Origin of the sequence: Collimonas silvisoli (genome assembly GCF_018305005.1) — a bacterium.
In the GTDB taxonomy this organism is placed as follows: Bacteria; Pseudomonadota; Gammaproteobacteria; order Burkholderiales; family Burkholderiaceae_D; genus Collimonas; species Collimonas silvisoli.
On sequence record NZ_JAGQEG010000043.1, the window covers coordinates 18107 to 38595 of the forward strand.

General features: G+C 57.9%; 20 protein-coding genes. 14 read left to right on the forward strand and 6 right to left on the reverse strand.

Going from position 1 to position 20489, the window contains the following annotated elements:
• Nucleotides 1-217 precede the first annotated feature (217 nt).
• Nucleotides 218-1180, reverse strand: coding sequence for a LysR family transcriptional regulator (locus KHU33_RS13320; RefSeq protein WP_211463615.1), 963 nt, complete (start codon nt 1178-1180; stop codon nt 218-220).
• Nucleotides 1181-1383: 203 nt separating this feature from the next.
• Between KHU33_RS13320 and KHU33_RS13325 the strand changes: the two genes are divergently transcribed.
• From KHU33_RS13325 to KHU33_RS13345, 5 genes are all read left to right on the forward strand, one after another.
• Complete coding sequence (locus KHU33_RS13325; RefSeq protein ID WP_211463617.1) at nt 1384-2202, forward strand: ABC transporter substrate-binding protein; 819 nt, start codon at nt 1384-1386, stop codon at nt 2200-2202.
• A 63-nt stretch (nt 2203-2265) separates the two neighbouring features.
• Complete coding sequence (locus KHU33_RS13330) at nt 2266-2964, forward strand: amino acid ABC transporter permease (RefSeq protein WP_211463619.1); 699 nt, start codon at nt 2266-2268, stop codon at nt 2962-2964.
• A 2-nt stretch (nt 2965-2966) separates the two neighbouring features.
• On the forward strand, nt 2967-3722 hold the full coding sequence (locus tag KHU33_RS13335) for an amino acid ABC transporter permease (RefSeq protein ID WP_211463621.1): 756 nt from the start codon (nt 2967-2969) through the stop codon (nt 3720-3722).
• Nucleotides 3723-3792: 70 nt separating this feature from the next.
• Nucleotides 3793-4521 (forward strand): amino acid ABC transporter ATP-binding protein, encoded by a 729-nt coding sequence (locus tag KHU33_RS13340; RefSeq protein WP_211463685.1) that lies wholly within the window; start codon nt 3793-3795, stop codon nt 4519-4521.
• Between the two features lie 112 nt (nt 4522-4633).
• Nucleotides 4634-5911, forward strand: coding sequence for an aminotransferase class V-fold PLP-dependent enzyme (locus tag KHU33_RS13345; protein WP_211463625.1), 1278 nt, complete (start codon nt 4634-4636; stop codon nt 5909-5911).
• Between the two features lie 155 nt (nt 5912-6066).
• Here KHU33_RS13345 and KHU33_RS13350 read toward each other — a convergent pair whose 3' ends face one another.
• Nucleotides 6067-6591 (reverse strand): GlcG/HbpS family heme-binding protein, encoded by a 525-nt coding sequence (locus KHU33_RS13350; RefSeq protein ID WP_211463627.1) that lies wholly within the window; start codon nt 6589-6591, stop codon nt 6067-6069.
• Nucleotides 6592-6942: 351 nt separating this feature from the next.
• Between KHU33_RS13350 and KHU33_RS13355 the strand changes: the two genes are divergently transcribed.
• Nucleotides 6943-8748, forward strand: coding sequence for an eCIS core domain-containing protein (locus tag KHU33_RS13355; protein ID WP_230414251.1), 1806 nt, complete (start codon nt 6943-6945; stop codon nt 8746-8748).
• Nucleotides 8749-8900: 152 nt separating this feature from the next.
• Here KHU33_RS13355 and KHU33_RS13360 read toward each other — a convergent pair whose 3' ends face one another.
• A complete protein-coding gene (locus KHU33_RS13360) occupies nt 8901-9872 on the reverse strand; it encodes a PA2778 family cysteine peptidase (RefSeq protein WP_211463629.1) in 972 nt (323 codons plus the stop codon).
• Between the two features lie 8 nt (nt 9873-9880).
• A complete protein-coding gene (locus tag KHU33_RS13365) occupies nt 9881-10237 on the reverse strand; it encodes a PA2779 family protein (RefSeq protein WP_211463639.1) in 357 nt (118 codons plus the stop codon).
• A gap of 321 nt (nt 10238-10558) precedes the next feature.
• On the opposite strand from KHU33_RS13365, the gene KHU33_RS13370 reads away from it, so the two are divergent.
• The 7 genes from KHU33_RS13370 (at nt 10559) to KHU33_RS13400 (ending at nt 17217) form a co-directional block, all read left to right on the forward strand.
• On the forward strand, nt 10559-10840 hold the full coding sequence (locus KHU33_RS13370; RefSeq protein WP_211463641.1) for a KTSC domain-containing protein: 282 nt from the start codon (nt 10559-10561) through the stop codon (nt 10838-10840).
• A gap of 136 nt (nt 10841-10976) precedes the next feature.
• Nucleotides 10977-11231 (forward strand): acylphosphatase, encoded by a 255-nt coding sequence (locus tag KHU33_RS13375; RefSeq protein WP_407928280.1) that lies wholly within the window; start codon nt 10977-10979, stop codon nt 11229-11231.
• A 99-nt stretch (nt 11232-11330) separates the two neighbouring features.
• Nucleotides 11331-11528, forward strand: coding sequence for a DUF1737 domain-containing protein (locus tag KHU33_RS13380; RefSeq protein ID WP_211463645.1), 198 nt, complete (start codon nt 11331-11333; stop codon nt 11526-11528).
• A gap of 501 nt (nt 11529-12029) precedes the next feature.
• Nucleotides 12030-14798, forward strand: coding sequence for a UPF0182 family membrane protein (locus tag KHU33_RS13385; protein WP_211463647.1), 2769 nt, complete (start codon nt 12030-12032; stop codon nt 14796-14798).
• A gap of 139 nt (nt 14799-14937) precedes the next feature.
• Complete coding sequence (locus KHU33_RS13390; RefSeq protein WP_211463649.1) at nt 14938-15540, forward strand: DUF1326 domain-containing protein; 603 nt, start codon at nt 14938-14940, stop codon at nt 15538-15540.
• Nucleotides 15537-16352, forward strand: coding sequence for a DUF2182 domain-containing protein (locus KHU33_RS13395; protein WP_211463651.1), 816 nt, complete (start codon nt 15537-15539; stop codon nt 16350-16352). The genes KHU33_RS13390 and KHU33_RS13395 overlap by 4 nt, the downstream gene beginning before the upstream one ends.
• Entirely contained in the window at nt 16345-17217 is an 873-nt protein-coding gene (locus tag KHU33_RS13400) for a DMT family transporter (RefSeq protein WP_211463653.1), read from the forward strand. The genes KHU33_RS13395 and KHU33_RS13400 overlap by 8 nt, the downstream gene beginning before the upstream one ends.
• A gap of 14 nt (nt 17218-17231) precedes the next feature.
• On the opposite strand, the gene KHU33_RS13405 is transcribed toward KHU33_RS13400, so the two are convergent.
• Nucleotides 17232-18023, reverse strand: coding sequence for an SDR family NAD(P)-dependent oxidoreductase (locus KHU33_RS13405; protein ID WP_211463654.1), 792 nt, complete (start codon nt 18021-18023; stop codon nt 17232-17234).
• Between the two features lie 80 nt (nt 18024-18103).
• Nucleotides 18104-19258, reverse strand: a complete 1155-nt coding sequence (locus KHU33_RS13410) for an alkene reductase (RefSeq protein ID WP_211463656.1) — start codon at nt 19256-19258, stop codon at nt 18104-18106.
• 234 nt (nt 19259-19492) lie between these two features.
• Between KHU33_RS13410 and KHU33_RS13415 the strand changes: the two genes are divergently transcribed.
• Complete coding sequence (locus KHU33_RS13415; protein WP_211463658.1) at nt 19493-20416, forward strand: LysR family transcriptional regulator; 924 nt, start codon at nt 19493-19495, stop codon at nt 20414-20416.
• Nucleotides 20417-20489: the final 73 nt, after the last annotated feature.

A 20489-nucleotide genomic window follows, 5' to 3' on the forward strand; every position in this document is an offset into this window, starting at 1 on the left:
TGTTAAATTTTTGATATGCCAAATGGCTTTGTGGCATAAATCAGTCGGCGCGACACTCAGTAGTGTCATCAAGTAAGCTGACGGCATGAGCAAACCTGCTTCCCCGAGATACCGAACAAGCGGTATTAGCCGTCAGCGTCACTAGCGCACGGCAGACCGCGGCTGTGGTGTTACGCCGTATACGGTGTAGCACTGAACGCTGGCAAAAATGCATGATTTAAAAAAAGTCAACCCCAGATCGCCCTTCAGTTTTGTTACTGACACCGTCAATAACAACTTCATCCGTCTGAAATAAATCAGAGAAGTCGCAGCACTCTTGCGCCAGCATGATGATCGAAGAAACGAATGCGCTTTTGCGCTCGCCTCGATACATGGCGACATATGAAATTTCCGGCAGGGCAGGGGAGGTCTGTACAACTTCAAGCGCTCCTCGCTCCACCAGCGTGCTCAGGCACTGCTGCGGCAGGTAGCTGATCCCCAGCCCCGATACGGTCAGCCCGATCAGGGCAACCAGGCTATTGCAACTGATGGAATTCGCCGATGAAATGGTCTGCGCTTTTAGCCACCGGTCGTAAATGATGCCAGTCCCGGACATGTTGCCCTGAGTTAGGATGGTGTATGACGCCAGCTCATGCATGCGCAGCACGCGCGAGGTAGGCAGCAAGCCGGGTTTGCACATCCAGACGCTTTTGACAACGGCCAGCGGTATCAGGGAAAACCTGGCTTCCGCAAAGGCGTCTGGAGTGATGATGAGGTCGACCTCGTCGGCCAGTAATTTGTCGCGCAGATTCACGCTCAGATCGACATCCGGCTCTATCACCACTTTGGGATAGTGCGTCCGCACCAGGCGCACCAAACGGGGGAGCCAGGTCATCGCGGTCAACTCGGTGACGCCGATGCGCAAGCGTCTTTCGACGATTTCCGGGGTACTGAACTGTTCGATCGCCAAATCCCGTTGTTCCAGCAGACGCTTGGCGATGAGCAGCATTTCCTCGCCTTTTTCCGACAAGCGCGCATGCCGGTGGTTGCGGTCGAACAGTTCCGTGCTGAGCGCGGCTTCAAGTTCTTTTATGCGCTTGGAGATGGCGGATTGGGTGGTGTTGAGATGCCTGGAAGCGGCGTCAAAGCCGCCGAGCTCGGCGATCCAGTAGATTGCTTCCAGTTGCTTGAAGGAAAACATGATTGTTCATCTCCTTGATTCAACGATGCCAACGACCGATATTACATCACTTAAAGCGATGCTAACTCATAATTAAATATCGCTTTTTTTAATTATTTAGACCTTTTATTATTCTCGAACAGGCTGCAAACCGGGCTGCTAACAAATGCGGCTGCTGTCGATTCACTGATAAACGAATTCACCCAATTGAAACAGGAGGCACCATGTTCAACATTAAAAGAGCCGCATCCATCGCCACCGTGCTACTGCTTATCAGTGCTTCGGCAGCCGCAGACCAGCTTGCCGACATCAAGCAGAAGGGGGTACTGGTATGCGGCACACTTGGCACCGCTGAACCATTCAGTTTCCCCAACCCGGCCACCCGCGAAGTGCAGGGCTACGACGTGGATTTTTGTAAGGCCCTGGCTAAAAGCCTCGGCGTGAAGCTTGAGTTGAAACTGATCTCGGTAGCTGCCCGCATCCCCGAACTGCAGCAGAACCGTATCGACGTACTCGCCGCCAATCTCGGCTGGACTGCGGAGCGTGCCCAGCAAATCGCCTATAGCGATAGTTACTATGTCAGCTTGACCAAGGTTGCAACCAAACGCTCCGACGGCTACAAAAAGCCGGCAGACCTGGCCGGCAAGCGTGTCAGTGCGCCCAAAGGCTCAACCTCCGAAATGGCGGTGCGCTCGGCAATCCCGACGGCGACTACCGTCACCTTTCAAGATCCTCCGGCAGCCTTTCTGGCGATGCAACAAGGCAAGGTTGACGGCTTTGCCGTTTCTGAATTGATGCTCCTCAAATTCAAGCAGCAAACCGAAGCCACTACCCTGATCGACATCCTCGAACCCGCGGTGCTCAACGAAGCATGGGGAATCGGCATGCGCAAGGAAGAGGCCGGGCTCATCAAACAGGTAAACAACGTACTTGAATCGATGGAAAAATCCGGCGAAGCCACGCAGATATTCGACAAATGGCTTGGCGCCAACTCGCCTTACAAGCTGCACCGCGGTTTCAAGATCGAGCCGATCAAGGGCTAACAGCACATCGCCTCTATCCGCTTGGAAGGATAGGGGCATGTCAATTCATAAGGCCTGTTCGCCATGAACTCGAAGCTTGATTTTTCGGTCTTGCTGGATGCCGTATATCGGCACTGGATCATTGACGGCATTATCACGATGCTGCAGTTGACGGCTTTTGCGTGGCTGCTGGCGATGGTGCTCGGCACACTGCTGGCGCTGATCCGCATGACGCAAAACCGCTGGGCCGAACGCGCAGTCTCGGTCTACGTCGAATACCACCGCAACGTGCCGATGCTGGTGCAGATATTCATCTGGTATTTCGGCGTGCCGACTTTGCTGTCGCCGGCTGTCCAGCACTGGATCAATGCCCAGCGCAGTGAGTTCCTGTTTGCCTTCGTTGCGGTGGGCATGTGCATGGCGGCGTATATGTCGGAAGACCTGCGCAGCGGCATCCGTTCTATACCCAAATCGCAGCTTGAAGCTTCGCGGGCGCTGGGCTTGAGTTATCTGCAGGCGTTCCGCCTGATCATTCTGCCGCAGGCGGTACGGATTGCGCTGCCGACGCTGATCAGCCACACCGTTCTGCTGTTCAAGAACACCAGCCTGGCAATGGCAATCGGCGTTGCCGAGCTGACCTACGCCACACGCGAAATTGAAAGCCAATCGTTTCGCACCATCGAAATTTATATCGTGGCCACTTCCATCTATCTCGCGATATCGCTGCTGATCATGGCGGCCGGCGCCGGCTTGCAACACCGCTATCGGATCAAGGCCAGGTAATCATGATGGACATTTTAGATATCGTAAGAGACAACTGGATTTTGCTGCTGATCGGCCAATATCCAAACGGCCCCCTCGGCGGCCTGGCGATTACCTTGCTGCTATCGGTTGCCGGACTGGCGCTGGCGTTCCCGGTCAGTATCCTGCTGACCATCGCCCGTGTCAGCCCGCTCAGGTGGATCAGAATGCCCGCCACGGTCGTGGTGTATGTGGTGCGCGGCGTACCCTTGATCATGTTTATCTTCTGGGTCTATTTTTTTGTGCCGCTGCTGATCGGCAGCACCGTCAGCGGCTTCACCACGATGCTGATTACCTTGGTGATTTATCAGGCGGCGTACCTGGCCGAGGTGATCCGGGCCGGGATTGAGGGTTTGCCGGGAGGGCAGAGCGAGGCGGCGCGAGCGCTGGGCATGAGCTATATGCAAACCATCGTCAAGATCATCTTGCCGCAGGCGCTGTACAACATGCTGCCGGCCATGGTGAGCCAGTTTGTATCGACCATCAAGGAAACCTCTCTAGGGTATGTCATCAGTGTCAATGAGTTGACCTTTGCCGCCAACCAGGTCAATTCCACCTTGCTGACCAAGCCATTCCCGGTATTCATGCTGCTGGCGCTGATTTACTTCTTGCTGTGCTTCACGCTGTCGCAGTTCGCGCATTTCCTGGAGCGGCGAATCACCAATAAACGCGCCGGCGCCGGCAATAAAAAACCGTCTGAACCAGACGTGAATCTGGCGCTGGCGCAAGCGGTCGAATGATAGCCGTTCAAACTGGAATATCTCAACCATGACACTTACTCCTTTTGGCAACAGTATCAGCACCCCGAATATGATTACTTTTGATTGCGTAAACAAATGGTACGGCTCCTACCATGCACTGACGGATGTGTCGGCCGAAGTTGAAAAAGGCGAAGTTGTCGTGGTTTGCGGCCCGTCCGGCTCTGGAAAATCGACGCTGATTCGTACAGTAAACAGACTGGAAGAAATCCAAAAGGGAAAGATTGTGTTTGACGGACAGGATATCTATGTCCCCAAGCTCGACCTGAATCACTTCCGTGCGCGGGTTGGGTTTGTATTCCAGAGCTTTAATCTGTTTCCGCATCTGTCGGTCCTGGATAACATCGTCGTGGCGCCAGTCAATGTGCTTGGCGCCAAGCGCGCCCAGGCGCGCATCCATGCCCGCGAATTGCTAGAACGGGTTGGCCTGGCGGCCAAGGCCGACGCCTTCCCCGGACAACTCTCCGGCGGCCAGCAACAGCGAGTGGCCATTGCCCGCGCCCTGGCCATGAATCCGCCCGCCATGCTGTTCGACGAACCCACCAGCGCGCTCGATCCGGAAATGGTGGGCGAGGTGCTGCAAGTGATGAAAAGCCTGGCACGCGACGGCATGACGATGATTTGCGTCACGCATGAAATGGGCTTCGCGCGCGAAGTCGCTGACCGGGTCTGGTTCATGGATCAAGGCCGCCTGATTGAAACCGGAACCCCCGAAGAATTCTTCCTGCGGCCGCAAAGCGAACGCGCTCAAAAATTCCTGTCCGATCTGCGCTCCCACTAAGAATTCGCCCTTTTTGCGCCATCGGGTTTGTCAAAAAAAAGAAATATTTGAACTATTTGATTCTGGTCGCGGGAATGCCGCAACGACCGCTTTTTAAAAAGGAATGTTAGTCATGGATGTGAGCCGAGGAGTATTTTTTTCTGACGAATTGATGCAAGAGATCAAGAGCCGCTTCCACTACGTCGATAGCGATCCGGCCAAGCGCGAGCGGCTGTATTTTGATAATGCCGGAGGCTCTTTCCGGCTCAAGAAAGCCGTTGAGCAATTTGCCAAGGCAGACTCGATTCCAGACAACCCGGAACGGATTCACCAAACCGCCTTGTCTTTACAGAAAATGCAGGCAGCCGGCACCGCGGATGTCCGCATCATCTTGAACGCCACCGGCGGCAGCGTCTATTCCTCGCTGACGGCGTCCGCAGCCATGTTCGACATGGTGAGAGCTGTCGCTGAAAATGTCCGCGGCACGAATATGGTGACCACCGTGCTGGAGCATCCTTCCGCCTTTGATGCGATGACGCTCTACGCGGAAAAGCTCGGCAAGGAACTGCGGGTTGCCAAGAGCAATCCGGTCACCGGCGGCGTCGATGTCGAGGAAATCGCCAGACTGGTGGATAGCGATACCTGCCTTCTCAACGTGATGTATGCATCGAATATTTCAGGCGCCAAGCTCGATATCGAAAGCATCGTCAAACAGGCGCGTCAGATCAACCCTGACGTATATATTCTGGTGGATGCGGTACAGCATGCTCCTCACGGCGTAATCGATCTTCAAAAAACGCCGGTCGACGGCATCAACATAGCTCCCTACAAGTTCTTTGGCTGCAGAGGATCCGGAATCTCATGGCTGTCCGACAGGGCATCGATACTGCCGCACCACAAACTAGGCGGCAAGAAAGCCAACTTCTGGGATCTCGGCAGCGCCGCGCCCTGGCAATTTTCCGTGGTGACTGAAATCGTCGATTATGTGTGCTGGCTCGGCGCCAAATTCGTCGATAGCGATGACCGGCGCGCGCTGTTCGTTGGCGGGATTAATCAGATCGCGCTGCACGAACGGGCTTTGCTGTCGAGGATGCTCAACGGTACTGCTGAAATTGCCGGCCTTAGAGGGTTGAACGGCGTTAAGGTATTCCTGGATTATGAAGACCTGTCGAAACGCGATCTGATCGTTGCCATCGGCATCGACAAGCTGGATCACACCGAGGCCGTCAGGGAATATGAGAAGAGAGGGGTTATCGTCTATGAGCGGGCGGCGTCGAGCATCTATTCAAAACGAATGCTGGAATCCTTCGATATGGACGGCGCGGTGCGGATATCGCCGCTGCACTGTAATTCGGCGCAAGACATCGATAAATTTTTGCAGGTGACGGCGCAATTGTGCAAGGCGGCTTGATTCTGCTTGGGTTCAAGTGAAGTGAACAGACGGCCGATTCAGATCGGCCGTTTGCGTGGCTTGTGGCATCTAGCTTGCCTGCCCGCAGCCTGATCTGCGGGCCTTAGCGATCTTTCGTTTCGCTGTCTTCGACTGCTGCGAACAGTGGCGCCGCACTACTTGATCGTATCGGCGGCAGTCTTACACACAGCAGCGTCCTGATCGCCTGTGCCGCCACTACAGCCGATAGCGCCGACAAGCTTTCCTCCCTCTACGAGCGGAAACCCTCCCGGTGCTGCCACCAACGTCGCATCCAGCGTGTGCACGTATCCATGTCCGGTCTCAAACTGGTTGTAGAAGACCCGGGTTTCACGACGAAATCTCGCAGACGTGCGTGCTTTGTTCTGCGATATCGCGATCGACGCGAACTGCGCACCGTCCATTCGCTCGAACGCGAGGAGTTCGCCATGCGTGTCGACGACAGCGATGTTCATTTTCCAGTCGTGTTTCTTCGCTTCGGTTTCCGCAACCGTGAGCAGCCTCTTTGCGGTGTCCAGGCCAATCGTAGTGCCATAGGGAATGTCGAATGGCATCTTGTCGGGCGTCCCGCCCGCCGGGGGTTGTGAGGCTGGGGTTTGCGCCGTCGCGGCGGTTGCCACGACCAAGCAGGCAGCGCACGCGATCTGGATGAGGTTTTGCATCGCACCATCTCCCATGGGTTGGCGGGAGCCGCGTGCTTGAGGCTGTGTCGGAGCGCTGCGCACGTTGGACCGGTTGTTTTCCACTGTAGCGCGACGCTGGGCGGCACGCAAGGGTCATTTGCTCATCATGAGCGCAAGCGGATTTGCCGCCCTGTACCAGCCGCGCCATGGACTCGAACCTCGGCCGCAGCGATGGTCGCTCCGCAAATGCATCTAGTTGACTCAGGCGAATTTGTTAAATCTGGCAATGAAAATCAATAGGCAGTCATTCTGCAATTGCTTTTTGATTAAAAATCTCGTACGTTGCACTGTGGGAACTAAATCGAACTTGTCAGTCGGAAGGCGTTTCGCATGCAAAAAATGAAGTCGCAGGCACCGAAGCAGGTGACGCAGCTTAGTACGCAAAGCAACTTGACTCCACAACTTGGCGCGACGCAGGTGCGTGGCAACGATCTTACTGCAATGGGGACATATCACTATGCTGGGAGCGCGATCCGGGGGCGTGCGACCAGTATCGGCTACGATTCCGTTCCGCAGCTCCCCGGACCAGCTGAAGCGTCGCCTGGCATGGACGGTGGTCTTCCTGATACCTTGAGAAGCAGCGTCGAAAACCTGTCTGGTATGGCGCTGGATAACGTGAAGGTGCATTACAACTCGGCCAAACCGGCGCAGGTCGGGGCGCACGCATACGCGCAAGGTAGCGACATACATCTGGCACCTGGGCAAGAGAAGCATCTTTCGCACGAAGCGTGGCACGTAGTCCAGCAGGCTCAGGGACGGGTAAAGCCGACATTGCAAACCAAGACTGGAGTGTCGGTGAATGATGACGAAGGGTTGGAGGCTGAAGCGGATCGGATGGGAGAGCGTGCGGAACGGATGACTATAGCGCCACGAGCCGCATCGGCCCCTATTAATCAGCCATACGGGGGGAGACCAAGGGTCACTTCATGTCAGGCCCCAGTGCAGCGGGCTATAGACATTGCAGGAGTAAGAATAAGCAGCGTGAATTTTAAAATTCAATGCTTAACAGAGGGCAAGAAGCTCAATAGCCAATGGAAGCAATTGACCTCTGAACAGAGAGCTCAGATAGAATTGTTAGTCGATGGGGCGGATATAAAGGTTACTGCAGATACTTTGGCAGAGGCGCTCAACCCACCAAGCAGTTCCAGTGGGGTTCATTCAAGCGAAGGGTCCGCAAGTACGCCGGCAACCCAAACCATCTCTCTGCTTGGAGGCACTCACACACTCAGAATACTTAATGACTCTGGTGGGTACCACACCATTCTAGAGCACCCCACGAAAGCCGATTTTATCGTCAGGGCTAGAAAGGCCGAAGCCACGCCTATCGGGCAAGGCATGGCGAATATGTCGAAATTAAGCGGCAATCTAAGGAGAATTGCTGGGATAAGAGTGCCTGAGGTCAAAGCGCTGAGTGATAGCGCTTACGAGGTTGAAAAGGTAGCTCGATCTGTGGATGCTCTGGCCATGTGGAATCGCATTAAATCGATTAAGGACGATACAGCCGAAAAAAGACTATTGCAACAGCGCTTACGAGCAATTTCTGAAATATTTCAAACTAACATAGCGGCGATGATGGAAAGAAAAGCAGAACCGTTTCCCGATTTTCGACCTGCCAATGTAGGTGAAAAAGATGGCACCCCCGACCTTATCTACATCGATTTTGATCAAACGGGCGAGGTTCAAGAAAGGGATACGCTAATTGCCCACGCCAACGAATGGGCAGGAAAACGATTTCTCCGCGACCCGGGTGGAGCACGGGAGGCCGATCCTGAACTTTTTAACCTTATCACGGGAAAATTGCTAGACGGAATGGATGTTCCGCCTAGCAGTGCTGCTAGAGGGCATGAAGACAGTGCGCCTATGCACGCGTCAAGCTCGATAGGTCCTCTGCCTGTGATCCCAATGCCTCTGGCCCCACTTGCTCCTCAACGGCGAGCAGACTCTTTGCCGCGCGAGAATTTACAGGAAGGTCTAGATGGGGCTGGAGGTTATCGCCTCCGTCCGGGCCAAATACCTGTTGATGTCAATGTTGTCGAAGGAGCGACCATTTACGTCAATGGAATTGAAAAGAAAATTCATTATATTTCTCCCGAATACAAAGGCACCATCGGTATCGATTTTGTTGATGCGAATTAGCCGGTGTGAAGTACGGTTCGTGGCCCGCCATTGAGAGTGCGGTACCTAACTGTTCCTTTGCTTGTAGAGTTCAATCGTTCTCTTTACACCAGTTTTGGCATGATGGATGAATATTGAACGCGAAGCCGCCGATCCATGCAATAAGCTGCACTCTAGCGTGATAATGGCGGCGCGGCCCCTCTGCTCAGAATACCCTCAAGCGTTTCCTTGGATGCGGAAAGAAAAGGCCCGCCGAGACCGACCGCCGTTTGCGCTGCCTGCAATGCTTCCGGCAGCTTCCCCTGATCCGCGAGGGTCTGCGCCAGGTTGTTGAATGCCGGGGCCGAATCCGGGTGGTTTTCTGTCGCCTTCCGGAATGCGAATTCAGCTTCGCCCAGCTTGCCGGCGGCATAGTAAATGTTGCCCAGCCCCAGCTGGCCGACCAGACTGTTGGGCCAGCGTGTCAAAAGCGTGGAGTAGGCCGTGGCGGCCGCTGTTTTTTGTCCGCTTGCGTCCAGCGCTTCCGCAGCGGACGCATAGCCGATCTCGGTAGCGGTCGCCGGTATGTGATCCGGGCGGACCGTCACCATCGCCCAATGCCCGCTGAACTGCCAAGTGTGTTCGAAATACCAAAACGGCAATACCTGGCGGGCGTTGGCGCCTGAGCGCAGGATCAGCTGCGACGCGTCCAAGTCATACCCGACCACGACCGCGTAATGCCACAGCGGATACCAGCTCACCAGCATATTCTGCAGCACCACAACCGGCGTGCCCGACGCGACTTCCTTGAGCACATCGGCAAGCTGCGGCGCGAGAACGTATGCGGCAAGCCCGTTGCGGCGCGTGGCTGCAAGCATTTCGATCTGCAGGCTGCCTTTGCGTGACGGCAGATAAACCTGATCGGTCAATATATCCGGGCGGATCGCTACGCCGGCACTGTTGAGGGCCGTGGCAAGTGCGGCCGGTCCGCATTGGTATTCTTCCTGCGGGAAGAAGGGGACTGCCGTAAGCTCTGCACGCTCCGGCAAGTCGGTTGGACGATTGCTTTCCAGCAGGCGCGTTTGTGGCGCAATTGCGCAGCCGCCAAGCATCAGCGCCAGAAAAAGAATGCCCGCCAGGAGGCGGGCTGATATTCCGAGCCGCATGCAGCGCACTACTTGTAGACGAAATAGAGAACTGCCGCTCCAATGAGGATGACTGCCGCCGCAATAGCCCAGCCATGGGTGCCGCCGGCAGGCAAGGTATCGACTTGGCCGGCGAGGGTTCTGACTTCTTCGTCTGTCATGGCAGCGACACGCTCTTGCGCTGCCCCCGGTTTCACCCCGAGTGTCTCCAACTGCTGCTGGACATTCGTGCGGCTAATGAAGTTCAGCACCTTTTCACGATCGCCTTGTACCTGTGTCGCGCTGATCAGCTGGTCGGTTCCCACAATACCGGCGTGAGCCGGATGAAACGTCAGCAGCATGCTTACAATCAACACGCGACTGACCATTCTGAAAAAACGATTCATGTTTACACTCCTTCGAGGTCTGATTATGTGAGAGCCTTTATTGGCGCCTTTACCAACAAATACGATCGTGCAGACAGATGCGAATTGCATTACTTCTGGTGGCAATAGCTGTACCGGGACAATGTACTTTTATAAAAAGGGCAATGTACTTTTATATATAGTTCGCGCCCCTCGAAGTGTCAAGTTGCGGTTGCCGTGTGTGCGATAATCGGCCAATAGCCTTCATTGGCTCGGCATCATTGATTGAGTCGCTTGAACGGCAATAACGACCGTTTCTATCGTCATGGGAGCCCGTAGAATACGTATATACAGGAGGCAGTCATGGAGATGAAGCGCATCAATGCCGGGAAACTGCGTGCTATCGGATATGAACCGCGAGAGCGTACGCTGCGGGTCGAACTCGACGATGGAAGCGTAATAGATTATTCGGGTGTCGGGAACGAGGTCTGGCGTCGGCTGTCGACCTCGGGTTCGGCGTGGAGCTATTACCGCGACAACATAGAAGAGGAATTCACAGGCCGTCGAGGTATCGTGCGCACCCAAAAGAAACCTGATCCCCTTGACGAACTGTTCAAGGCTGCCAGTGATGATGCAGAACCTTAAGCGGCGGGTCGATATCATCTGTTCGCCAACGCGCGATGAAGCGGAACCGGGTTATGTTGTACTACGTCTCTTCAATGCATGCTCTTGGAAGATACGTTAATTCGACAAAGCGAGACTGGCGATGGTTAAGCGGCTGATGATAGAAGGACGAGTGCAGGGTGTCGGTTATCGCGCTTCCTTTGCCGACAAGGCGGTTGCTCTGGGCCTTTCCGGCTGGGTGCGCAATCGCCGCGATGGCTCCGTGGAAGCCTGCGTTCATGGCGAAGTGGCGGCGATTGAGGCCATCATCCTTTGGGCAAGGCAAGGCCCACCCGCCGCCCGGGTAAGTAATGTGACCATCGAGGATGCCGTGGAGCCGGCACCGTCGGACGGGACATTCAAGATTTGCTGACGCAGTGAATCATTCAAAATCAGGAACCGGGCCGCAAGCTTAGGCAGGCTGAGTTATTAGAAGTAATCCGATTCATTAACTATCCGAGGAGACTGATATATGAGTTTGCCGCCTGGAGGGCTTCCTATTTACAGGGTACTGACAGGACCCGATGACGCCACGTTCTGCCACCGCGTAAGCGATGCCCTGAAAATAGGCTACGTGCTCCATGGTTCCCCCGCAGCCACTTTCAATGGGGAACATGTGATCGTCGCGCAGGCCATAATCTGGCCTGCAAGCGTTGCCTTGCCCAAGTAAGCAGCGAAAGGCGGTTGTAGGCAAAAGGTCCGTTTTGGGTTGTGGACTCAACCGGTGGATACAACGGCCAGATAGCGGCCTCCGGCATTCAGACAACCGAGCATTGCGAGAATTCAGGCAATAACCCGGTACTGTCTTCAGCACGAGAATTCGACATCGTAGGAGTGTCCGTCGATGCGTTTCGCTCTACCTCGACACCACGCGAATTCGGGTGTGATTAGCATTTTTTGGGGCACATCGAGAAACCTGCAGGATGGTCAAACACACCGGGCGCCGAGTGAGATATCACACAAGCCGATCTTGAGGGAGCGTCTGGCGGCGAGCGTGCCGCCTCCTGGTTTACTGGGCTACAATCATTCATCTGGCGCTAGTCATTGCCTGGCTGCGCGCCGGCTATGAGCGTTGCATTGATAACCCGTTCGGCCGCGCTCCTGGCAGATCTGCGGTGCGCAATGGTCCGGTCGCAGCCGGCCATGGGTGATAGCCGAGCAAAGGAGGATCATGCGGTCACAAGTGAGATCCGGCTTGCGCTTGAGACGCAATGCGATCACGGTTGCGGTCGTCGTCATTGGCGGCCTGATCGTCGTCGGGCGCATCACTGGCGTCCTGGTCGACTGGCTGTGGTTTTCTTCGGTCGGCTATATCGATGTTTTCTGGACGGTTCTATCCGCCCAGGCGCTCTTGTTTGTCGCCGTGTTCGCCGTCTCGGCGGGCGCTATATGGGTGTCGGGGTTCCTGGCGCATCGTTACGCGAGGAGGGTCGGTGCCTTGCACGCGGTAGCTGCCTTTTCGCCGGGTACGCCGCAGGTCATAAGCGACCTGGCCGACCAGGTCGCGCCGCGCATTCCTTGGCGCTCCAGCATTGCTGGCGGCGCCGTCCTCTTCGGGCTGGTTATCGCCGCCTTCGAAATCTCAAGCTGGGACATGGCGCTTCGCTTCCTTTATCAGGCTCCCTTTGGTGCGCGCGATCCGATCTTCGGCAAGGACATCAGCTTCTATCTCTTCTCGCTGCCCGCCTATGTTGCGCTCAAGAATTGGCTGCTGCAGCTGCTCTTCTGCAGCGCGGTCGTTGCAGGCGTGATCTACGGGGTGCGCGGCGACATCGCGCTCGGGCCGTCGCCGCCGCCCGGGCTCTCGCCCGCCGCCGCCGCTCACGGTTCGGCACTGCTCGGTTTATTCTTTGTGCTGAAGGCCTGGTCCTACTGGCTCGACCGCTTTCTGCTGCTCTACGGCGACAACGGCGTCGTGGTCGGCGCCGGCTATACCGATATCCACGTCGAGCTGCCGGTCCTGTGGCTGCTGGTCGGCCTCGCCGCTGCCGCGGCCGTCGCCTCCTGGGCCAATATCTACCTGCGCTGGCGGAGCTATCGCATTCCTGCCGCCTCGGTGCTGCTGGTGTTCGGCAGCTCGTTTGTGTTCGCCCTGATCTACCCGGCGCTGTTCCAGCGCTTCTATGTCAAGCCGAGCGAGCTGCAGCTGGAGACGCCCTATATCGAGCACAATATCGCCCTGACGCGGCAGGCCTACGGTCTGGAGCAGATTGCAGCAAAACCGTTTCCGGCCGAGCAGGGGCTGAATTTCGCTTCGCTCCAGGCCAATCGCGCGACCATCGACAATGTCCGCCTGTGGGATGTGCAGCCGCTGATGGATACCTACGCGCAGCTGCAGGAGATCAGGACCTACTACAAATTCCTCTCGGTGGACATCGACCGCTACCGGCTTGACGCCGGCTACCGGCAGGTGATGCTGTCGGCGCGCGAATTGGAGCCGGCGATGCTTCCGGCAAACGCCCAGACCTGGGTCAACCGGCATCTCCTGTTCACCCACGGCAACGGTGTCGTGATGTCGCCGGTCACCGAGAAATCCACGGAAGGCTTGCCTTCCCTCTATTTGCAGGATATTCCGCCCGTCGCCAACGGCGGCCCGACCATCCGCGAACCGCGCCTCTATTTCGGTGGAGGCGGTCATGGCTACGTCATCGTGAAGGGCAGCGTACCCGAATTCGACTACCCCATGGGCAAGGACAACGTCTACACCACTTACAGCGGGCGCGACGGTGTCGCCATCGGCAGCATGGCGCGACGCAGTCTCTTCGCTTGGCAGTTCGACGATCCCAACATCCTGCTTACCGGCTACATCACGGACCAGAGCCGGATCCTGCTGCACCGTAACATTCAGGACCGGGTACGCACGATCGCCCCGTTCCTCCGCCTCGACCACGACCCCTATATCGTCGCGAGCGAAGGGCGCCTTTTCTGGATACAGGACGCCTATACCACCAGCCGCTGGTTCCCCTACGCCCAGCCGAGTATCGGCGACGGCGCCAATTACATCCGCAATGCGGTCAAGGTGGTGATCGATGCGTATAACGGCACGGTCGACTTCTATGTCAGCGATCCTGCCGATCCGATTCTGCGGACGTACCAGCGCATCTTCCCGGGTCTATTCAAGCCTTTGAAGGCAATGCCGCAAGACCTGCAGCAGCATATCCGCTACCCTGAGGATTTGTTCCTGATCCAGGCGCAACTCTACCGCGCCTACCATATGGACGCGCCGGAAGTCTTCTACAATCGCGAGGATCTTTGGCAATTCCCCCGGGGGGTGGCCGGCATCGATGGCGGGAATGCCCCCGCCACGCCGATGACGCCTTACTACATGATCATGCGGCTCCCTGGGGAGCCGCGCGCCGAGTTCGTCCTCATGCTGCCGATGGCGCCCAGCCAGCGCGAGAATATGATCGCCTGGCTGGCGGCGCGCTGCGATCCGCCCGAGTACGGCAAGCTCATCGTCTACACCTTCCCCAAGGACAAGCTGGTCTTCGGGCCGTTCCAGATCGAGGCGCGCATCCAGCAGAATACCGAGATCTCGCAGCAGATTTCGCTGTGGAACCAGATGGGCTCGCGCGTCATCCGCGGCCATCTTCTGGTCGTGCCGATCGAGAACTCGATCCTCTACGTCTCCCCGCTCTACCTGCGCGCGGCGTCCGGTCAGTTGCCCGAGTTGAAGCGGGTGATCGCCGCCTATGGCGACCACGTGGTGATGGAGGAGACCTTGGGCGAAGCCTTGGCGGCGCTCTTCAAGGAGACCGTCCCGGCGGCATCGCCGCCCCGTGGCACGGCGGACGCGCGCGCCCGCGAGGCACTCGCCCATTATGACCGCGCCATCGAGCGATTGAAGGCGGGGGATTGGAGCGGTTTCGGCTCGGAACTCGATGCCCTCCGGCCGCTGATCGAGGCGCTCGGCGCCAGCCGCCCCGAGGATCAGAGATAACCCGGCAGCCTCTCGCGGCGGCTTGCCTGGCCGTCATCGAACTTGAATTGACCCGGCACGCAACCTAGAATGATTTATTCCTTGCCGCTACGAGCTGCGGCGACAAGTCCGTGTTGCTGTGACTGCTGCGGAGGTTGGTATGAGCTATCACCTGGAAGGCCGTCTGCTTGAGGTTTGCAATTGCAACGTCCTGTGCCCCTGCTGGATCGGCGAGGACCCTGACAACGGCACCTGCGACACCATCGTCGCCTGGCGCATAGACAAGGGAACGATCGACGGCCTCGATGTGGGCGGCAACACCATCGCGGCCGTGGCGCATGTACCCGGCAATATTCTGCTAGGCAACTGGACTGCCGCCATCTATGTCGACGACCAGGCCTCCAAGGAGCAGGAGGAAGCGTTGCTGAAGGTCTACACCGGCAAAGCCGGCGGGCCGATCGCCGAACTCGCCGCACTGATCGGCGAGGTGGTGTCGGTAGAGCGGGCGCCGATACGCTTCACCGTGGTCGCGGGCAAGGGTGAACTGGAGATCGGCGAGAACTACTACGCCGAACTTGAGCCCTATCTCGGTGCCACCGGCGGCCAGACTACTCTCTCCGACACCGTGTTCTCGACGGTGCCGGGAGCGCCGGTGTTTGTCGGCAAGGCCCCGACCTATCGATCCAAGAACGCGGCCCTCGGCATCGATCTCAACATCAAGAACCACAACGCCTTGCAGAGCACCTTCGTCTTCGACGCATGAGCGCTTCGGCAGGCCCGCTGCCGTCCGGCAATTCCCGTCGCCATCGGGTATTCCTGCCGGTCCTGGCAGCATTGATCGGGCTCGCGTGGCTGTCGCTATGGGCATGGGCGCGCAGTCCGTACGGACGCTATCTTGAACACGGCGACTGGACCGTCTCAGGGCCTGCTGCGTTTCTGTGCCGTGTCGTTCCCGCCGGCGCTGTGGTCGTGCCCATGGCGCTCTACGCCGCCGCGTGGATACTCATGACGGCAGCCATGATGCTGCCGACCACCTTGCCCTTGTTCAACACCTTCGACCGGCTGACGGCCCGGCGTCCGGATCATGGACGCCTCCTGACGCTGCTCGGCCTGGGCTATATGACGGTGTGGGGCGCATTCGGGCTGCTGGCGCACGCACTGCATGGCGCACTGCTGTTCCTGCTCGCCAGCGTGCCCGCATTGGCTTGGCATGGCTGGCTGATCGGCACTGCCACAATTGCGCTGGCCGGCGCCTTTCAGTTCAGCCGGCTCAAGTACCGATGCCTGGAAAAGTGCCGTACGCCCTTGAGTTTCGTTATCGAACGCTGGCGCGGGCAGGCGCAAGCGCGGCACGCGTTTGCGCTTGGCGTGCAGCACGGCCTGTTCTGTGTCGGATGCTGCTGGGCGCTGATGCTGTTGATGTTCGCGCTCGGCGCCGGCAGTCTCGGCTGGATGCTTCTGCTGGCAGCTGCGATGGCAATCGAAAAGAATATTAGCTGGGGCCGGCGTCTTAGCGCGCCGCTCGGTGTTGCGCTGCTGTCTTGGGCTGTGGTGCTGGTGGCGGCCCATGCATGAAGAGCGCAACGGTCCGCTCGCCTTGCAGACGATAGTTCTCACTGCGGCGGCGATGCTCGCCTTCGCGGCCAATTCTCTGTTGTGCCGGCTTGCGCTGCAGCGAGGGGCTATCGATCCGGCCAGCTTCGCCAGCATCAGGCTGGTTTCCGGAGCGATCACGCTGGCCGCGATCGTGCGCTTCAGGACCGAACGGTCCTCGCCCGGCCATGCCGACTGGCTCGCTGCGGCCATGCTGTTTGCCTATGTCGCGTTGTTCTCCTTCGCGTATCTCACCTTGCCTGCGGGCACAGGCGCCTTGATTCTGTTCGGCGCGGTGCAATTGACGATGTTCATCGTGGGCTTGCGCTCGGGCGAGATGTTCGGCGCCATCGCATGGCTAGGTCTGGCGCTGGCTGTCGCGGGGCTGGTCTACCTTGTGTCGCCGGGTGTCGCGGCGCCGCCGTTGCTCGGCGCCGCATCGATGGCGGTTGCCGGCGTGGCGTGGGGCGTGTACTCGCTGCGCGGCCGCGGCGTGCTCGACCCGCTGGCCGCCACGGCAGCCAACTTCGCGCGGGCTGCGCCGCTGGCCCTCGTGCTGAGTTTGCTTTCGGTCGCCAACGCTTACGCGAATGCAGCTGGAGTCGTCCTGGCGATTGCCTCCGGCGCACTGACGTCCGGCCTCGGGTATGTCATCTGGTATGCCGCGCTGAGCAGGCTTTCCGCCATGCGAGCCGCCACGGTACAGCTGTCGGTGCCGCTCATCGCCGCATTTGGCGGCGTGGCGTTCCTGTCGGAAGCGATCACGCCGCGCCTGGCGGCTGCCTCTGCGGCGATCCTTGGCGGCATTGCACTGGTGCTGACCAGCAGGCAGAAGAAGCCGCGTTGAACTTAAAATGAGTTCTAATGAAGACCCATATTTTTGGTCGTCATTCCAGCAACTTTCGTCACGAGCGATCGGGGAAGAAATCTTGGCAATAACGTGCCGAGCCGCACGCTTATGCGTGTGGGATATGCGACGGTTTTGCCTTGATCAAATGCATCGAGCGTCTTTTGAACCACCGACTCTGAAGTGTCCATGTTCTTCACAGACATACTGGTTGCGGTTCCCGCAAAAAAATTGGTGGCTGTCGGGCCAGGACACACGGCCATCACACGCACACCGTCGCCGGCCAGTTCATAGCTTAGCGCCTCGCTAAAATGAAGCACGAAGGCCTTGGTTGCGGCGTAGGTAGCCATCGCGGGGAGGGGCTGGAAACTGGCGTTGGAGGCAAGATTGATGATGCCGCCCTTGCCACGGCTTTTCATGCCTTTGCCTAACAGATAGCTGAGGGCGACGAGCGCCTGTATATTCACCTGGATGCTGCCTTGCTCCTGCTGCAGTTCGTGCGACAGAAAATTGCCGCTCAATCCTAAGCCGGCGTTGTTGACTAGCAGATCCACCTGGATGCCGCGGCGTTCAAGTTCGGCGGCAATCCAATTTGCGGACTCTGGATCAGCGAGGTCGGCATTGAGTGCAGTGCACTGAATTCCGTATTTGGCAGACAAACGTCGCGCCAGGCTTTCCAATGCATCTAGCGAACGCGCAACCAGTACCAGGTTCATGCCGCGTGCGGCAAGATGCTCGGCGAAGACTTCGCCGATTCCTTTGGAAGCCCCTGTGACCAACGCAGTCGATTCGTGATAATTAAACATTTTGCATTTACCTTTAATAGTAGATTTTTATTCCGTTTCGGCTTCGCGCCGGGTCAGCGGGCTGTTCAGGACGTAGCGCGCTACGCGCTGGCATCAAGGCGCGCCGCTTCCTTCACCACGCCGGCGCGTCTGGTATCGTTCCAGTTCGGATAGTCGCTATAGCCGCTCTCACTGCCGCCATAGAGCGCCTTGCTGTCGAGCATGGCCAGCGGCAAGCCTTCGGCGAGCCTGCGCGGCAGGTCCGGGTTGGCCACGAATGGCCGGCCGAACGCGACTAAGTCGGCATAACCCTTGGAGACGACCCACTCGGCTCGTGCCTTGTCATAGTTGCCGGCAACGATAATCGGCCGTGTGAAGCGCGCACGGATGGCCTGGCGGAATTCCTCGGTGAATTGCGGCGCATCGTCCCAGTCCGCCTCGACCAGGTGCAGATAGGCGGCGCCGCGGCTCTGCAGATATTCGGTGGCTTTGAGAATGGTCGGCAGGATGTCGGGGCAGACCATGCCGCGCGCGGTCAGAAAGGGGGCCAGGCGAATGGCGGTACGCCCGGCGCCAACCTCGTCTGCCACCGCATCGACCACCTCCTTTAGAAATCGCAGGCGATTCTCGCGCGAACCGCCGTATTCATCGGTGCGCGTATTTGAGTTCGTGCGCAGGAACTGGTCGATGAGATAGCCGTTCGCGCCGTGAATCTCCACGCCGTCGAAGCCCGCATCGATGGCGTGGCGCGCCCCGCGGCGGTAATCCGCGATGACGTCCTTGATTTCGTCAATGGTGAGTTCGCGCGGAGGCAGGCAGTCAACCATGGCGCCAGCACCGGTGGCCGGATCGACCTTCCAGATATTCCCTTCGAACGGAACTGCGGACGGCGCCACCGGCAGTTCGCCGTCGTGGAAGTCGGGGTGGGACATGCGCCCCACATGCCAGAGCTGCAGGAAAATCCGCCCGCCTGCGGCATGTACGGCCTTGGTCACCAGACGCCATCCGGCAACCTGTTCGGGGCTGTAAATGCCGGGCGTGAAGGAATAGCCCTTGCCTTGCGGCGAAATCTGCGCCGCCTCGGTCACGATCAGGGCCGCTGACGCCCGCTGGGCGTAGTAGCGGGCGTTCATCGCATTGGGGATGTCGCCGGGCTGGGTGCTCCGGGCACGCGTCATCGGCGCCATCACGACACGGTGCGGCACCTCAAGGCCGGCAACGTTGGTGGAAGTAAAAAGAATCGAAGGAGTAGACATGGTTGATAGCCTTTAGGTTTGATGGAAAGTGGAACGTGCGGAATTCGAGGGGGGAGGGGTGCTGATTGGCGACTAGGAACGCCGTGCACTTCGAGGTCTCCGGTGATAATCGTTGCATGGTCAAGCTTCATGACAAGGTGGCAGTTGGTTCTTCATGTCGCTATTCTGCTTTCGCTCCGTCAATTTGATAATTGGCGTAGCATTTGAATGATTTTCAAATAAATTGGAAATATCATGGACAATCTTGGTGACATCAGGCTGTTTGTGGAAGCGGCAGATCTGGGCGGACTATCGGCTGCCGGCCGCAAGCTCGGGCTGTCCCCCGCGGCCGCGAGTGCGCGCCTCGTCAAGCTCGAATCTGAGCTGCATACGCGCCTGTTCGAGCGCACGACACGCCATCTGCGTTTGACCGATGAGGGGCGGACGTATTTAGCCTATTGCCAGCAAGCACTCCAGGCGCTCGATGATGGCCACGCCTTTCTACAGGCAGGGAAAAGCGTCGTGCGTGGAAAGGTGCGTATCTCGGCAACCTCGGATTTCGGTCGCCACGTGCTCAAGATCTGGCTTGACGAGTTCAACACGCAATACCCCGAGGTGAGGTTCGCGCTGGTGCTGTCGGACTCGCTATCGAATCTGTTGCAAGACGATATTGATCTCGCCATCCGATTCGGCGTGCCGCAGGATAGTTCATTCGTTGCCCGGCCCTTGGCGTCCAACCGGCGCGTGTTGTGTGCATCGCCCGGATATCTTGTGAAACACGGAACCCCTGAACACCCGCGGGATCTGGCGCGTTTCGACTGCATTGTCCTCAGCTCTGCGGCCGGGCCCGCGAACGACTGGCGCTTTACCCAAAACGGCAAAGTCGAAAATTATACGGTCCCGCTTGCGGACGCGCGCGAGACCAATGACGGCGCAGTCGCGCGGGAGTGGGCTGTGCATGGTCACGGCATTGCGATGAAATCGATTTGGGATATTGGCGCAGACCTGCGTGCAGGACGCTTGAACATTTTGTTGCCGGAATGGCGTTCTTCAGGCGAGCCGGTGCATGCCCTATATCAACGTAACCGGTACATGGCGCCCCGCCTGCGGGCTCTTCTCGATTTTCTCATCAGGCGCTTTGCAGAGGAATCCAGCCATTTGGACGAATATTTGAACTGAAGTCCGGATTGGGGCGATCGCACTCGCTCAAATCAAACAATTCTGTCAGATCGAGCTTGAGCTGCCACAACCA

Bases quoted from the DNA above. Each gene is read 5' to 3' on its own strand.
- KHU33_RS13350 (WP_211463627.1), bottom strand. From the start codon at position 6,591: ATGCAAAACCTCATCCAGATCGCGTGCGCTGCCTGCTTGGTCGTGGCA.
- KHU33_RS13380 (WP_211463645.1), top strand. From the start codon at position 11,331: ATGAGTTTGCCGCCTGGAGGGCTTCCTATTTACAGGGTACTGACAGGA.
- KHU33_RS13395 (WP_211463651.1), top strand. From the start codon at position 15,537: ATGAGCGCTTCGGCAGGCCCGCTGCCGTCCGGCAATTCCCGTCGCCAT.
- KHU33_RS13375 (WP_407928280.1), top strand. From the start codon at position 10,977: ATGATAGAAGGACGAGTGCAGGGTGTCGGTTATCGCGCTTCCTTTGCC.
- KHU33_RS13355 (WP_230414251.1), top strand. From the start codon at position 6,943: ATGCAAAAAATGAAGTCGCAGGCACCGAAGCAGGTGACGCAGCTTAGT.
- KHU33_RS13320 (WP_211463615.1), bottom strand. From the start codon at position 1,180: ATGTTTTCCTTCAAGCAACTGGAAGCAATCTACTGGATCGCCGAGCTC.
- KHU33_RS13370 (WP_211463641.1), top strand. From the start codon at position 10,559: ATGGAGATGAAGCGCATCAATGCCGGGAAACTGCGTGCTATCGGATAT.
- KHU33_RS13325 (WP_211463617.1), top strand. From the start codon at position 1,384: ATGTTCAACATTAAAAGAGCCGCATCCATCGCCACCGTGCTACTGCTT.
- KHU33_RS13410 (WP_211463656.1), bottom strand. From the start codon at position 19,258: ATGTCTACTCCTTCGATTCTTTTTACTTCCACCAACGTTGCCGGCCTT.
- KHU33_RS13365 (WP_211463639.1), bottom strand. From the start codon at position 10,237: ATGAATCGTTTTTTCAGAATGGTCAGTCGCGTGTTGATTGTAAGCATG.
- KHU33_RS13340 (WP_211463685.1), top strand. From the start codon at position 3,793: ATGATTACTTTTGATTGCGTAAACAAATGGTACGGCTCCTACCATGCA.
- KHU33_RS13335 (WP_211463621.1), top strand. From the start codon at position 2,967: ATGATGGACATTTTAGATATCGTAAGAGACAACTGGATTTTGCTGCTG.
- KHU33_RS13390 (WP_211463649.1), top strand. From the start codon at position 14,938: ATGAGCTATCACCTGGAAGGCCGTCTGCTTGAGGTTTGCAATTGCAAC.
- KHU33_RS13330 (WP_211463619.1), top strand. From the start codon at position 2,266: ATGAACTCGAAGCTTGATTTTTCGGTCTTGCTGGATGCCGTATATCGG.
- KHU33_RS13360 (WP_211463629.1), bottom strand. From the start codon at position 9,872: ATGCGGCTCGGAATATCAGCCCGCCTCCTGGCGGGCATTCTTTTTCTG.
- KHU33_RS13415 (WP_211463658.1), top strand. From the start codon at position 19,493: ATGGACAATCTTGGTGACATCAGGCTGTTTGTGGAAGCGGCAGATCTG.
- KHU33_RS13385 (WP_211463647.1), top strand. From the start codon at position 12,030: ATGCGGTCACAAGTGAGATCCGGCTTGCGCTTGAGACGCAATGCGATC.
- KHU33_RS13400 (WP_211463653.1), top strand. From the start codon at position 16,345: ATGCATGAAGAGCGCAACGGTCCGCTCGCCTTGCAGACGATAGTTCTC.
- KHU33_RS13345 (WP_211463625.1), top strand. From the start codon at position 4,634: ATGGATGTGAGCCGAGGAGTATTTTTTTCTGACGAATTGATGCAAGAG.
- KHU33_RS13405 (WP_211463654.1), bottom strand. From the start codon at position 18,023: ATGTTTAATTATCACGAATCGACTGCGTTGGTCACAGGGGCTTCCAAA.